The sequence below is a fragment of the Methanocaldococcus jannaschii DSM 2661 genome, from assembly GCF_000091665.1.
Classification (GTDB): Archaea; AGJL01; Methanococci; order Methanococcales; family Methanocaldococcaceae; genus Methanocaldococcus; species Methanocaldococcus jannaschii.
In genome coordinates this window covers 243800-257448 of sequence record NC_000909.1, presented here as the reverse complement: position 1 = coordinate 257448, position 13649 = coordinate 243800, and the positions used below count along the sequence as shown (strand labels likewise).

Annotated in this window: 14 protein-coding genes; 12 read left to right on the top strand and 2 right to left on the bottom strand. The window is 30.0% G+C overall.

Annotated elements, in window-relative coordinates:
- Positions 1–7: 7 nt before the first annotated feature.
- On the bottom strand, positions 8–550 hold the full coding sequence (locus tag MJ_RS01430) for a hypothetical protein (RefSeq protein ID WP_010869768.1): 543 nt from the start codon (positions 548–550) through the stop codon (positions 8–10).
- Between the two features lie 501 nt (positions 551–1051).
- Between MJ_RS01430 and MJ_RS01420 the strand changes: the two genes are divergently transcribed.
- The 8 genes from MJ_RS01420 (at position 1052) to MJ_RS01385 (ending at position 6728) form a co-directional block, all read left to right on the top strand.
- Positions 1052–1267, top strand: coding sequence for a hypothetical protein (locus MJ_RS01420; protein ID WP_064496446.1), 216 nt, complete (start codon positions 1052–1054; stop codon positions 1265–1267).
- Positions 1268–1550: 283 nt separating this feature from the next.
- On the top strand, positions 1551–2087 hold the full coding sequence (gene porC, locus MJ_RS01415) for a pyruvate synthase subunit PorC (RefSeq protein ID WP_010869766.1): 537 nt from the start codon (positions 1551–1553) through the stop codon (positions 2085–2087).
- Between the two features lie 18 nt (positions 2088–2105).
- On the top strand, positions 2106–2366 hold the full coding sequence (gene porD / locus MJ_RS01410) for a pyruvate synthase subunit PorD (RefSeq protein ID WP_010869765.1): 261 nt from the start codon (positions 2106–2108) through the stop codon (positions 2364–2366).
- A 30-nt stretch (positions 2367–2396) separates the two neighbouring features.
- On the top strand, positions 2397–3557 hold the full coding sequence (gene porA, locus MJ_RS01405; RefSeq protein WP_064496445.1) for a pyruvate synthase subunit PorA: 1161 nt from the start codon (positions 2397–2399) through the stop codon (positions 3555–3557).
- Positions 3558–3593: 36 nt separating this feature from the next.
- Entirely contained in the window at positions 3594–4481 is an 888-nt protein-coding gene (gene porB, locus MJ_RS01400) for a pyruvate synthase subunit PorB (RefSeq protein ID WP_064496444.1), read from the top strand.
- 48 nt (positions 4482–4529) lie between these two features.
- Positions 4530–5024 carry a 4Fe-4S dicluster domain-containing protein gene (locus MJ_RS01395; protein WP_064496443.1) on the top strand — a complete coding sequence of 165 codons (495 nt, stop codon included), beginning with the start codon at positions 4530–4532 and terminating at the stop codon, positions 5022–5024.
- A gap of 89 nt (positions 5025–5113) precedes the next feature.
- Positions 5114–5527, top strand: a complete 414-nt coding sequence (locus MJ_RS01390) for a 4Fe-4S dicluster domain-containing protein (RefSeq protein ID WP_064496442.1) — start codon at positions 5114–5116, stop codon at positions 5525–5527.
- A 238-nt stretch (positions 5528–5765) separates the two neighbouring features.
- Positions 5766–6728, top strand: a complete 963-nt coding sequence (locus tag MJ_RS01385; protein WP_010869760.1) for a tetratricopeptide repeat protein — start codon at positions 5766–5768, stop codon at positions 6726–6728.
- A gap of 12 nt (positions 6729–6740) precedes the next feature.
- Here the strand turns inward: MJ_RS01385 and infB are convergent, their stop codons facing one another.
- A complete protein-coding gene (gene infB / locus MJ_RS01380; RefSeq protein WP_010869759.1) occupies positions 6741–10208 on the bottom strand; it encodes an intein-containing translation initiation factor aIF-2 in 3468 nt (1155 codons plus the stop codon).
- Between the two features lie 170 nt (positions 10209–10378).
- Here infB and yjjX point away from each other — a divergent pair, with 170 nt between their 5' ends.
- The 4 genes from yjjX (at position 10379) to cfbE (ending at position 13615) form a co-directional block, all read left to right on the top strand.
- The gene (yjjX, locus tag MJ_RS01375; protein ID WP_064496441.1) at positions 10379–11032 is read left to right on the top strand and encodes an inosine/xanthosine triphosphatase; all 654 of its coding nucleotides are present in this window, start codon (positions 10379–10381) and stop codon (positions 11030–11032) included.
- A gap of 94 nt (positions 11033–11126) precedes the next feature.
- A complete protein-coding gene (locus tag MJ_RS01370) occupies positions 11127–11738 on the top strand; it encodes a S24/S26 family peptidase (protein WP_010869757.1) in 612 nt (203 codons plus the stop codon).
- Positions 11735–12343, top strand: coding sequence for a hypothetical protein (locus MJ_RS01365; RefSeq protein ID WP_010869756.1), 609 nt, complete (start codon positions 11735–11737; stop codon positions 12341–12343). Before MJ_RS01370 ends, MJ_RS01365 begins: the two co-directional genes overlap by 4 nt.
- A 69-nt stretch (positions 12344–12412) precedes the next feature.
- The gene (cfbE, locus tag MJ_RS01360; RefSeq protein ID WP_064496439.1) at positions 12413–13615 is read left to right on the top strand and encodes a coenzyme F430 synthase; all 1203 of its coding nucleotides are present in this window, start codon (positions 12413–12415) and stop codon (positions 13613–13615) included.
- Positions 13616–13649 lie beyond the last annotated feature (34 nt).

The following is a 13649-nucleotide window of genomic DNA, read 5'->3' as shown; positions in this document are numbered from 1 at the left end:
TGTTTCACTATGAAAACTTTTTAAATGTATAGAACTCAATTATAAACATATTTGCCGTAATAACAAGCATTATTGTTCTAATAATATCAACTGCGTTAATACAGAACTCTTTTGAAGGTAATATCAATAAAAACACATAAATAGTAAGTAACATTCCGAAAATTGATATTAAAGTTAAAAATCCAGATTTTTGTTTAAGATGCTCAACGAATTCATCAAAAACTTCAAAGATTAACTTATACTTTGGAAATAAAATCCCCATAACAATTAAAATAAGTATTGCAAATATTCCTAAAGTAATATCTAAAAATACCTCATTGTAGATAATTCCTAAAAATATCAAAATCCCTTCAATAAATCCAACACTCATTGCTAATAAATTCTCATATAACCTTTCATTTATATTATTTTTATCAATAAATAACCAAATTACAAACACTGCCAATAAGAAAGCTAAAACCATTTTAAAATTTTTGATAAATAGAGATAAAATTAAAACTGCTAATAAATCAGTAGCCAATATAAGTTTTATATTACTTTTTAAGTCCATAGTTTCACCTTAAGTGTATTTTAAAGCAGTAGATAAAAGATAATATCAAATTCAAAACAAAAGTTGCCATTAAAAATATAACTATATCTAAAGAAAATGCAACTTTTACATTAAAGAAAGCCATAAAATTAAGAATCAGAACTAAATAAATCCAAAAAGAAAGGATTAACATAATGGATGATTTTTTAAATATCTCTGCTTTTAATTCATCTATTATTAAAAACTCTGTTAAAAATCCGAGAAGTAATTTACCCATCTTTTTCCTCTATCATGTTAATAATACTTTACATTATGTTAAGTATGTTTAACATTTTTGTATATAAAATTTTTCATAAAAATATTTAAATACTTAGAATTATAAATAATTGGAAATAAAATAGGACTTTCGCATGAGGAAATATTTTATTATATAATAACACTCTTTGAGTATTTAAATTCCAAATTCAATATATAAACTGTGGAAAATCCTATAAAACCACTATGAAAAATAAACGTGAGAAAATGAGACCAAAATCATCAACGATTTTAATCCTCTTAATGTCAGTTTTGATTTTACTACTGTCTATTGATATTTTAGCAAATCACATAATAATCAAAGTAGATGGATATTACTATGATGGTTTAGGGCAGAAATTAGCAATGAAAGATGTAATTCCCATAAATGCCTCTTTTAATAAAATAAAATCTCAGTTGGAGAAATCTATGAAATTCCATTAAATGAAAGCTGGGAGATTAAGATTTATGACAGTAATTCAACAATAAAGCTGTTTAAAAATCAAATCGGCTATTATATTGAAGGAGTTAAAAAAGGAACTGCTATAGTGTCATTCTCAAAAATAAATACAACATCATTTTTAGAGAAAGACTATGTAATCCATGTAAATTAATTTTATTTTTTCTTATGCCTAAACTATTTTCGTTAATTGCTTAAATCTCCAAAACTTTATATATTACTTTTAATAATTGTTAATGATTGATAATGACAGTTTAAGGTGAGTGTATGATAGAAATTAGATTTCACGGAAGAGGAGGACAAGGAGCTGTTACAGCAGCACAAATTTTAGCTAAAGCTGCTTTTTATGATGGAAAGTTTTGTCAAGCATTTCCATTCTTTGGTGTTGAGAGAAGAGGGGCTCCAGTTATGGCATTCACAAGAATAGACGATAAGAAGATAACATTAAGATGCCAAATCTATGAGCCAGATTATGTTATTGTTCAGGATGCTACTCTTTTAGAGAGTGTTAATGTTGTTGAGGGGTTAAAGAAAGATGGCGCTGTTGTAATTAACACTGTTAAGGATGATTTAGATTTAGGCTACAAAACATATACAATTGATGCTACAGGAATAGCGTTAGATGTTTTAGGAGTTCCAATTGTAAATACTGCAATGGTTGGAGCTTTTGCTGGAGTTACAGGAATTGTTAGCATAGAATCAGTTAAAAAAGCTATTTTAGATACATTTAAAGGTAAATTAGGAGAGAAAAACGCTAAAGCTGCTGAAGTAGCATACAATGAGATGTTAAAAAAATATGGATAAATTATTGAGGTGAATTAAATGGTTACAATTGCAGCTATTATATATGAGCCAGGAAACTCAATTAAAAACAAAACAGGGACTTGGAGAACATTTAGACCAATTTTAGACAATGAAAAATGTGTAAAATGTGAAAATTGCTATATATTCTGTCCAGAGGGGGCTATTCAAGAAGATGAAAATGGAAACTTCAAAATAGATTATGATTACTGTAAAGGTTGCCTAATATGTATGAACGAATGTCCAGTAAATGCAATAACAAAGGTTAGAGAAGAGAAATAAAATAAACACTAAATTACTAAGGTGGAAACTATGTGTGAAGTCAAGGTTATTACAGGAACTTCAGCTGCTGCTGAAGCGGCTAAATTAGCTGATGTTGATGTTATAGCTGCCTATCCAATTACACCACAAACAACGTGTGTTGAGAAGTTAGCTGAGTTTGTAGCTAATGGAGAGTTAGATGCTGAATATATAAAGGTTGAGAGTGAGCACTCAGCAATGTCTGCTTGCATAGGGGCAGCTGCAACAGGAGCAAGGACATTTACTGCAACTGCTTCACAAGGTTTAGCTTTGATGCATGAAATGTTATTCATTGCATCAGGTATGAGATTGCCAATAGTTATGATGGTTGCTAACAGAGCTTTATCAGCTCCTATAAACATCTGGAATGACCACCAAGATTCAATAGCAGAGAGAGACAGTGGATGGATTCAGATATATGTTGAAGATAACCAAGAAACACTTGACAGCATTATTCAAGCTTATAAGATAGCTGAAAATGAAGACGTCTTATTGCCAGTCATGGTTTGTTTAGATGGATTTATCTTAACTCACACAGTAGAGCCAGTAACAATTCCAAAGGCAGAGAGAGTTAGAGAATTTTTAGGAGTTTATGAACCAAAACACGCATATTTAGACCCAGACAGACCAATAACTCAAGGGCCAGTAGGAGTTCCAGATTGCTACATGGAGACAAGGAAACAGATAGAGGAGGCTATGGAGAGGGCTAAGAAAGTTATTAGGGATGTTAATGAGGAATTTGCTGAATGGTTTAAGAGAAAGTATGGAAATGGTTTAGTCGAGGCTTATAACTTAGATAACGCAGATACCGTTTTAGTTGCAATGGGTTCTGTTTGTGGGACAATAAAGTATGTTATTGATGAACTTAAAAAAGAAGGCAAAAATGTTGGATTGTTAAGAATAAGAGCCTTTAGACCATTCCCAAAAGAGGATGTTAAGGAGCTTTTAAAAGATGCCAATAATATAGCTGTGTTAGATAAAAACATCTCATTAGGATTTAATAAAGGAGCTTTAGGTATTGAAATGGCATCAATTTTAAAGAATAAGAAAGTTTGCAACTACATTGTTGGTTTAGGGGGAAGAGACATCAAAATAGATGATATAAAGACAATAATTAACCATGTTGAAAAGGCAGAGGATGACTCTACATTATGGGTTGGATTAAAGGAATAAATAATTTTATTTAAATAATTTTTTAAGGTGATTGTAATGCAATTTCCAAGAGAAGAATATTTTGCACCAGGACACAGAGGATGTGCTGGCTGTGGAGCTGCTATTGTAGCAAGATTACTGCTAAAGGTAGCTGGAAAAGATACAATTATAACAAACGCCACTGGCTGTTTAGAGGTTATGACTACCCCATACCCAGAAACATCTTGGAGAGTTCCTTGGATTCATACAGCATTTGAAAACGCTGCAGCAACTGCAAGCGGTATTGAAGCAGCTGTAAAGGCATTGAAGAGAAAAAGAGGAAAGTTTGCTGATAAAAAAATAAATGTCATTGCCATTGGAGGAGATGGAGGAACAGCAGATATTGGTTTTCAGGCATTGAGTGGAGCTATGGAGAGGGGGCACGATATATTATATATTATGTATGATAATGAAGCATATATGAACACTGGAATACAGAGAAGTTCATCAACGCCCTTCATGGCCGCTACAACAACATCTCCAGCTGGTTCAAAGATTAGAGGAGAGGATAGGCCTAAAAAAGACATGACAATGATAATGGCAGCTCATGGTATTCCTTACGTTGCTACCGCATGCATTTCATATCCAGAGGACTTTATGAGAAAGGTTAAAAAAGCTTTAAGCATTGAAGGGCCAAAGTTTATACAAGTTTTACAACCTTGTACAACAGGTTGGGGATATCCACCAGAAAAAACAATAGAAATCGGAAGATTGGCTGTTGAAACTGGAATCTTCCCACTTTATGAAATTGAAAATGGGGAGTTTAGAATTACATACAAACCAGCTAAGAGAAAGCCAGTTAGGGAATATCTAAAGATGCAGAAGAGATATAGGCATTTAACTGATGAGGATATTGAGAGAATTCAAAAATATATTGATGAGAAATGTAAGTTGTTAGGATTGTAATTAAAATTTCTTTTTTTACTAAAATTAAAATAGTTTTTGGTGATGGTGATGAAAAAAATAATCATGACAAACTTCAACTGTGATAACTGTGGGGATTGTGTTAAGGCATGCATGGAGAAGAATAAAGTTGGAAGAATTGCCATAATGGAGAAAGATGGCAAATACATTCCAATTGTCTGCCAACACTGTGCTTCAGCTCCTTGTAAGGAAGTCTGCCCAGTTTCAGCAATTGAACATAAAGACGGCTACGTCTATTTAAATGAAGATGTTTGTATTGGTTGTGGTTTATGTGCTTTAGCATGTCCATTTGGAGCTATATTGATGGAGGATAAAGCATACAAGTGTATTTTATGCAATGGAGATGAACCAGCATGTGTTAAAGCTTGCTCAAAGAGATGCTTAGAGCTTGTTGATGTAAATGAGTTAATATTTGCTAAGAGGGATAAGTCTTTAGATTTATTTAGTAAGATGTCTCTTCCTACACAAAAATCAGATAACAGTTTAATTTCAAAAATAACAATAGACGCAAAAGTTAAACCTTAAATTGTTGTAATATTATAACTTTTTATCTTTTTTAATCCCTTATGCACCAAGTGAAGAGTTTTCTTTTATTGGCTATTGATGGTGAAAAAATGGTTGTAGTAAATGTTGGGTCTTGCATTGGATGTAGGAGATGTGAAAGGAGTTGTCCAATAAATGGAATAACCTTCAATGAATTTCCAATAAAATGTATGCATTGTGATAGAAATCCTTGTCTATATGCATGTCCGGAGAATGCAATAGAGAGGATTAATAACAAAGTGGTGGTTATAAAAGATAAGTGTGTTGGTTGTGGTTTGTGTGCTTTAGCATGTCCATTTGGAGCTATAAGAATTGATGGAGTAGCGATAAAATGTAATGGATGTTATAAAAGAGATGTTGAGATTTGCAAAGAAGTATGTCCAACAGGAGCTATTAACAACCTTGAAGAAATATTAAATAATAAAATACAAAATACAGTGAATAAATTTAATAAGCTTTACTATCTTTATGCAAATGCAAAATAATTCCTTAATTTTCCTATTTTCGTAATTTTATAAGGTTCGAAAATTTACAATAAAACATATAAACCTATTTTTATTAATTGTCCTTTTATCGAATCTTCAATGGAATCTTCACAAGAGTAAATTTTATATTTTTATATAGATAATATCTTCAATGTTAAATGTTATAGTTATATACAAATAATATAACACAACATTATAACACAACATTCAAATTAACAGATTTATTAGAGTGGTATAAATGGATTATGATAATATGGTAAAAACATTAGAAATATTAAAAGATGTTGTTAATGCCTTAGAATGTGCAGATAAAGGAAATTTTGATAAAGCATTAGAATATTTAGAAAAAGCTCAGAAAGTTGATAAGGATAATCCTTTAGTATTGTATGTAAAAGGAATTGTGTTAAAACTCAAAGGAGATATGGAAAAAGCAGAAAAATATTTTGAATGCTTAGAAAATATTGAAGGAACATCTTTATTGTCTTTAGGGAATCTTATATGTTTAACATTCGTTAAAGGAGAGTATGAAAGAACATTAAAATATATTGAGAAGTTATCAAGATTATCTAAACCATGCTATTTGTCTCCATTCCATAAAGCTTTAATTTATATAGAATTTGGAGAATTTGAAAAGGCACTTGAAGCTCTTGATGAATTTTTAAAAATATATCCAAATCTAACCTCAATTTTAAGACAGAAGGCATCAATATTAGAAATACTTGGGAAATTAGATGAAGCACTGGATTGTGTGAATAAAATTTTAAGTATTAAAAAAGATGATGCCCATGCATGGTATTTAAAAGGAAGAATTTTAAAGAAACTTGGAAATATAAAAGAAGCGTTAGATGCATTAAAAATGGCAATAAACTTAAACGAAAATCTAGTTCATGTTTATAAAGATATCGCTTATTTAGAATTGGCAAATAATAATTATGAAGAGGCATTAAACTATATAACCAAATATTTAGAAAAATTTCCAAATGATGTTGAAGCAAAGTTCTATTTAGCTTTGATATATGAAAATCTCAACAAAGTTGATGATGCTTTAAAAATATATGATAAAATTATTTCAAACAAAAATGTTAAAGATAAGCTATTAATAAAATCATCTATACTAAATAAAGCGAGAATCCTCGAAAAACTTGGAAAAATTGAAGAAGCAGTAGAAACCTATAATAAAGCCTTTGATAACAACATTTAAAAAAATAAAAATTTATCTTCCCCAGAATATGTTGTTTGTTAGCTTTTGCATCAACTCCATATATCTTAACAATGCCTCTTTTTCATCATTTCTCAACCTATCCATGTATTTATGGTAGAGCTCTCTAACATGACTTTCTGGAACAGCTACATACATATAGTCCCCTTCATCAACATGCCTTTTTAATACAACTCTTCCATCTATAGCTATTGAAACTGCCTTTCCTGCTTTTGCCTCTTTAACATTTTCTCCTCTATCTTTTATTTCCCTAACATAACCTAATTGCATTCCATCCTCCCTCATTAAAGGAGCTCCAACTCTTAAAGTTCCACAGAGGACTTCAACTCCACAAATTGCAGGGTCTTTCTGTCTGAATATACAATCTGGTAAAATCCTGATGATTGCTGGCTTGATAAGTTTTTCAAACTCTCCATATTTAATTCTCTCTTCCTCTTTTTTAATCCACTCTGTGAAGTCCTCAACCAACTTATAGATAATGTTATCTAAAAACACCTTTATGTCATATTTTTCAATTTCTTTCTGAGCTTCTGGTAAAATTTTTACGTTAAAGGCAACTATTGCTCCATGTAATGGATTACTCTGCTTGTATGATGCAACTTCAATAACATCCTTCTTAGTTACATCTCCAACCTCTGCCTTCTTAATCTTAACTCCTGCCTTCCTTAACTCATTAGCTAAAGCTTCTAAAGAACCAAGAGTATCTGCTTTTATTAAAATTCCTTCATCATCAACCTCTATCTTTGCCTCTTCAACTTCTTTCATAACCTCTTCTTTTGCTTCCTCTATCTTATCTTTTGGAACAATCCTTATTGGACATCCAGCTATGACTTTATCCAATTCAGGAGCGGCTATCTTAACTCCTGCAGCGGCAGTAACTTCATTTACTGGCTTAAATTTATCTCTTGGGTCTCTCATCTCATCTAATGGCTTCGGCTTTAATAAAGCTTTAACTCTTGTCACTAAAACATCATCAGGCAATCCAACAACTAAATAATCTCCTCTCTTAGCAATCCCATCATAAATTATGGCATCTATCGTTGTCCCCAATCCTTTTTCTTCCTTAACTTCTAATATTGTTCCCTTTGCATAACCTTCAACATTAAGCTTTAATCTATCCTCTAAAAACTTTTGGGCTAATCCAGCAACCATCATCAATAAATCAGGAATTCCCTCTCCAGTAACTGCTGATACTGGAATAATACAGACAGTTTTTGTAACGTCTTGAACTCTTGAGTATAAATCAGCATCAAAACCAAGCTCATTTAATGGTTTTATTATGTTTTCATACAACCTTATTTCAAATTCAGTTAAAGCATTTGGATGCTGATTTTTTTCATTGAAGTTTAAGATAAACGGCCCTTCCTTAGAGTTCCATCCAGGAATTAAGTCAATTTTATTTGCTGCTACAACAAATGGGGTTTTGCACTGTCTTAATATATTAACAGCCTCAACAGTTTGTGGTTTAAAGCCCTCGTTTATATCTACAACTAATATGGCTATATCAGCCAAAGCTCCTCCTCTTTTTCTTAATGAGGTAAATGCCTCATGCCCAGGGGTGTCTATAACCAACAATCCAGGGATTTTTAAATCTGCTTTTAGCATCTTTAATAAATCTCCACACAGCCGTTTTATGACATCTATTGGAATCTCACTTGCTCCTATGTGTTGGGTAATTCCTCCAGCTTCTCTTTTAGCGACTCTTGTTTTTCTAATCTTGTCTAAAAGTGTTGTGTTATGAACAACTATACCATTTGCTATAAAGTTGTGTGTTTCAGTTGTTAAATCATACACATAGCCATCATAATCAATAATTTCAACATCTTCAACTTCAACAAATGCAATATTTTCTATTAATGATTTCATATAGTCAATATTCTCTTTTCCAAATTCATGATTCTTCCAAATATTTAATGCTTCTCTTCCTAATTTAGTTAATCTTCCATTCTCTATTAAACCATCGCTTTCAAATGCTTTTAAATAATTAACATCTCTTTCTTTTCCTTCCAATACTTTTATCTTTTTATCTAAGTTCTTTGGTTTTAATGAATTTAGGAATTTCTTAACAATTTCATAGGAAGGAATCTCTTTTCCATTTTCATATTTTGCATAGTATGAGACATTTACTTCATTCCTTGTCATTCCAAACAAAATTCTTAATCTTTTCATATCTTTATTTATTGGATACTTCTCACTTTTTCTACTCTTTTCAATGATTTTGTTTAAGTTTTCTTCTTTATATTTTATTGAAAACCCAATGTTTTTGAAGTTCTTTAAGTTTCTCTTTCCTACAATGTTTAATTGGTAGTATTTCTTTTTAGTTTCTTTGTAAGATTTTTTAATTTCATAGATTTTTGATGTTATTTCGAATCTTAATAAAAGAATAGAAAGTCCTTCAATAAATTCCTTTGATGCACTTATTACTTCAATTCTATTCTGTCTTAAATTTACATACCCATCTGCATCAAAGTATCCTTTAATAAACTCTGCTACAAGCTCTTTTGGAGCTATGTATAATATTTGTGGGATTTTTATATTATGGGATTTCTTTTCACTTGGGTAATCAAATAATATTTTAAGGAGATTAATTAACGCATTTTTTCCATTTTTAAATATTATTTCATAGGAACTTTTTCTTTTTATTCTCTCAACTTCAATTCCTAAATTATTCAATGATTTTAATTTGTTGAATACTTCTTCATCATTATTTGCTATTCTATCCACACATCCATCCCCAAACATAACTCCTGCAAAGTAGAATATAGCTTTCCATTCATTCAACGACTTTGGAAGTTTTATATAGTGCTGAGGTTTTCCACATCTGTGGATTCTTGGAGAGAATGATATTTTTTCAATATTTAGATTATGTTCAATAATATCTTCGCTTCTGAAAACATTTTTCTGTTTTTTGTAGATTTTTGTTGAAGGCAACTCTACGTTTTTTAAATCTTTCTCATTAACTTTTACAATTAATTCATTAGTTAATATCTTTGAATTAATAAATTCAATGAACTTCTCAAAATCCTCATTACCATAAATTTTTCTTGGTATTGCAACATACATTCCTTTTTTGATATTTTCTGCTTTTATCCAACCATTATTGGTTAAGAATGGATGTTCTGGCGTTGTAGTTATTGAATGCCAATTCTTTAACTTAACTTTTATCATTTTTCCTTTATGTTTTAGTTTCCACACATAAGGAGCATTTATTATCTTAATTTCTCCATTTTCATTTAGTGTATGAACTTTTATATTCAACTTTCTTATTTCTTTTAACTCATCTTTCTCAACAATCTCTTTTCCTATTTTAAATAAGTCCTCAATCTTAATCTCTCCATACTCAGTTAAAACTTTCTCATGAGGCATTAAGCACTTTCCATGGTCAACGTGTCCTAAAACACACACAATTGGACATCTGAGATTCTGATTTTTATTATCCTTCTTAGTGTTTTTTTTAGCCATAATAATCCCTCTTAATGTGTTTTAATCACAATATATCAATAAATTTATAAATTCAAGTTATCATTATATATTATTATTTGTGAAATTACTACTTCCTTTGATGTTTAACTTATATATATTTTATTTGCAAATTATTTAGCGAATAGAATTCTTATAATATAGTGATAGTTATGGACTTTAAAAATAAGAAATGTGAAATCTGTGGTAAAAAGGCAGAGATTTTTTTATTTGGGAGGTTTTTATGTAAAAATGAAAAGTGTATTGAAGAGGCTAAAAAGCTGAGCATGGCGAGACATAAGTTGAGGATTGTGGCAGTTGGTTCTACAAATCCAGTAAAGATAGAGGCGGTTAAAGAAGGGTTTGAGAAGGTTTTAGGAGCTGTTGAAGTAATAGGGGTTGATGTTATTAGTGGGGTTTCATCTCATCCAATTGGATTAGAAGAAACTTATTTGGGAGCTTTAAATAGAGCAAAAAATGCGTTTGAAAAAGTTCAATGCACTTATGCTGTGGGAATAGAGGCAGGTTTAATAAAAGTTGGAGAACATTATATAGATATTCATATATGTGTTGTTTTTGATGGAGTTAATGAGACGGTTGGTTTATCTCAAGGTTTTGAATATCCAAAGATTGTAGCTGAAAAAGTTTTGGAAGGGATTGAAGGTGGAAAAATTGCCGAAGAAATTTCTGGTATTAAAGACATTGGAAAAAACATTGGCTTAATTGGTTATCTAACTGATAATAATATAACAAGAAAAGATTTATGCAGGGAGAGTGTTATAATGGCTTTAATTCCAAGAATGATAAAAAATGCTCATCTATATTAAATAGTTCTTTTCAAAACATTATGGAATAAATATATGAGGTGGAATCATTAACCTAAAAATCAGTAAAAAAGATGTTGTTGAGTGGATAATATTCTTGGTTGTTTTGTTTTTAATTTGGAGTCATGTAAATGTTGTCGTTTCTGATAGTATGTATCCTATAATGAAGAGGGGAGATTTGGTTATAGTGGAAAATGCTGGCTTTGAATTTAATCCAAACGATGTTGATGTTGGAGATATAGTTGTTTATAAAGCTCATTGGCCTTACTATCAATATTTACTTTCTGAAATAGATTATAAACTCAACTTAAATCCTTACACTACACTATATATATTCAAAGAGGGAGATTTTAAAGATATGTCAGTAAAAGTTTTAGGAGAAATAAAAACAGACAAAAGCAGTTACAAAATATTGGAGGCTGATATTCCAAAAAGTCCAACAAAGCCAGTAATCCATAGAGTTATTGATAAAGTTGAGTTTAATAACAAAACATACTTTATAATTAAAGGAGATAACAATCCAATCCATGACCCAGAGCTTGTTTCAATCAACCAAATAAAGCAGAGGGTTATAGTTGTAGATGGACATCCTTTAGTAATCCCCTATGTAGGTTATTTATCTATATGGCTTAAAGAATATTGGTATTTGGTGGTTTTATTTGTCCTGATTTATTATGCATACAATTATCTTAAAGGAGGGAGAAAATGAAAAAACTACTGTTAATTATTGGAATAATCTCGTTAATGACTTCAATGTCTATGTGTTTAAATAATAACAATTTAAATAATTTGGATTTAAAAAAGAGCATATTAGTTGAAGTTAATGGAACTCCAATAGAAATTCCATTGAGAGCAACTGTTGGTGAAGCAAAGGAGGTAAAATTGATAAATACAACAGATAGGGAAATTTATAATTATTATCACTCAAAGATATTGATTTATATTAAGGGAGATATGAACATTAGTGTTAAAGAAGGAGGGGTTTCAATAGTTGATTTAGTAACAAAATTAGAGTGGTTTAATCAGTTTTACCCCCACAATATAGTTGTTGAGCTAAATAGAACTAACTCAACAGTAACTGTAAAATCCATTTTTGCAAATGGAAAAACATCAATAACTGAGCTTAAAGTAAATGAAAGTGAATATTTAATGCACAATAACAAGACGATGGTTATAGAAATCTTAAAAACCCATAATACTGCAACGATAACAAAAATAAATAACACATTTATAATTGAAGGAAATTCATTAAAAGAATTGGATAATGCAGAAACACGGTTTGTTATTGACATGTTTAAAGGGAGTATAACATAACTGATTGGATATTATTTAATTTAATAAAATTTTAATTTTAATAAAAATCTCTTTTTTGTGGTGTTTTTTATGTTGATTATTGATGTTAATCATGGAGCTTTAACATTGGCTGAGGAATATTTAAATTTAGGATATGAAGTTGATGTATGGGATATTTACCAAAAAATAAAAAAATCAGAAGATTTTAAAGTTAAATATCAAAAATTAAAAGAAAAATTTGGAAATAAGTTAAATCTATTTTTTGAACAGCCAAATTTTGAAAAATATGATAGAGTTATAGCCCCAATACACTGCCCAATAGATGTTGATTTTATCCCATTTACAGATGCTGTATCTAAAATATTAAAGGAGAAGTTTGGAAATATCCATAAAAAAATAATTAATGTTACAGGAGTTAAGGGAAAGACAACAACAACCTCTTTAATAAACCATATTTTGAAAGATAAATATTCAACTTACTTACACAACTCAAATTTTGGCTCTATAGCTCCACCAACTATTTTAAAGGTTTTAAATAGTTTAGATATTGACAAATATGACTTTTTTATATTTGAAACATCTTTAGGATTAATTAAATGCAAATATGGAGCTATAACAAATGTATTAGAAAATTATAAAATAGCTGGTGGGAGAAAGGATGCATTAACTGCAAAGTTTAGTTCTTTAAAAAATGCTGAGTTATCTTTTATAAATAAGAGAGATATTAATAGATATGACTTAAATATAAACCATAAATGCCTAAATGTTGTTGATGTAGATAGGGCAAAGATTTTAGATAAGTATCCTCTAAAATTTAAATACTTTGATGAAATATTTGAGTTCAGCAAGAACATCTTTGGATTACATTTTGTAGAAAATTCGTTATTTGCTATAGAGATTTGTAAAAATTTGGTTGATATGGAGGAGATAAGATATAGATTAAAAACCTTCACCATAAAAAATAGAATGGAAATTAAAGAGATAAATAAAAAAATTTTAGTTAAAAATATCAACCCTGGCTTAGATGTAAAAGCTATTTCCTACGCTATAAAAGATTTTTTAGAAGTATTTGGTGGAGATATCTATATTGGCGGGGACTTTGGAATTGTTTGCGAAGAAATTGATGTAAAAAAGCTATCTGAAGTTTTAAAGAGATTTAACTGCCGATATATATTTGTTGGGGAAATTGGAAAAGAGTTGCTAAATTATTTAAATGGGGGGTATATTAAGAGTTATGATGAAAATAAGATAAAGAGAGACTCTTTAGTTATTCTTAGAGAAAAAATAAAATAACCACTATAGAATAATTATTCAAAAATCTTTGGAT

Bases quoted from the DNA above. Each gene is read 5' to 3' on its own strand.
- MJ_RS01430 (WP_010869768.1), bottom strand. From the start codon at position 550: ATGGACTTAAAAAGTAATATAAAACTTATATTGGCTACTGATTTATTA.
- MJ_RS01420 (WP_064496446.1), top strand. From the start codon at position 1,052: ATGAGACCAAAATCATCAACGATTTTAATCCTCTTAATGTCAGTTTTG.
- porC (WP_010869766.1), top strand. From the start codon at position 1,551: ATGATAGAAATTAGATTTCACGGAAGAGGAGGACAAGGAGCTGTTACA.
- porD (WP_010869765.1), top strand. From the start codon at position 2,106: ATGGTTACAATTGCAGCTATTATATATGAGCCAGGAAACTCAATTAAA.
- porA (WP_064496445.1), top strand. From the start codon at position 2,397: ATGTGTGAAGTCAAGGTTATTACAGGAACTTCAGCTGCTGCTGAAGCG.
- porB (WP_064496444.1), top strand. From the start codon at position 3,594: ATGCAATTTCCAAGAGAAGAATATTTTGCACCAGGACACAGAGGATGT.
- MJ_RS01395 (WP_064496443.1), top strand. From the start codon at position 4,530: ATGAAAAAAATAATCATGACAAACTTCAACTGTGATAACTGTGGGGAT.
- MJ_RS01390 (WP_064496442.1), top strand. From the start codon at position 5,114: ATGGTTGTAGTAAATGTTGGGTCTTGCATTGGATGTAGGAGATGTGAA.
- MJ_RS01385 (WP_010869760.1), top strand. From the start codon at position 5,766: ATGGATTATGATAATATGGTAAAAACATTAGAAATATTAAAAGATGTT.
- infB (WP_010869759.1), bottom strand. From the start codon at position 10,208: ATGGCTAAAAAAAACACTAAGAAGGATAATAAAAATCAGAATCTCAGA.
- yjjX (WP_064496441.1), top strand. From the start codon at position 10,379: ATGGACTTTAAAAATAAGAAATGTGAAATCTGTGGTAAAAAGGCAGAG.
- MJ_RS01365 (WP_010869756.1), top strand. From the start codon at position 11,735: ATGAAAAAACTACTGTTAATTATTGGAATAATCTCGTTAATGACTTCA.
- cfbE (WP_064496439.1), top strand. From the start codon at position 12,413: ATGTTGATTATTGATGTTAATCATGGAGCTTTAACATTGGCTGAGGAA.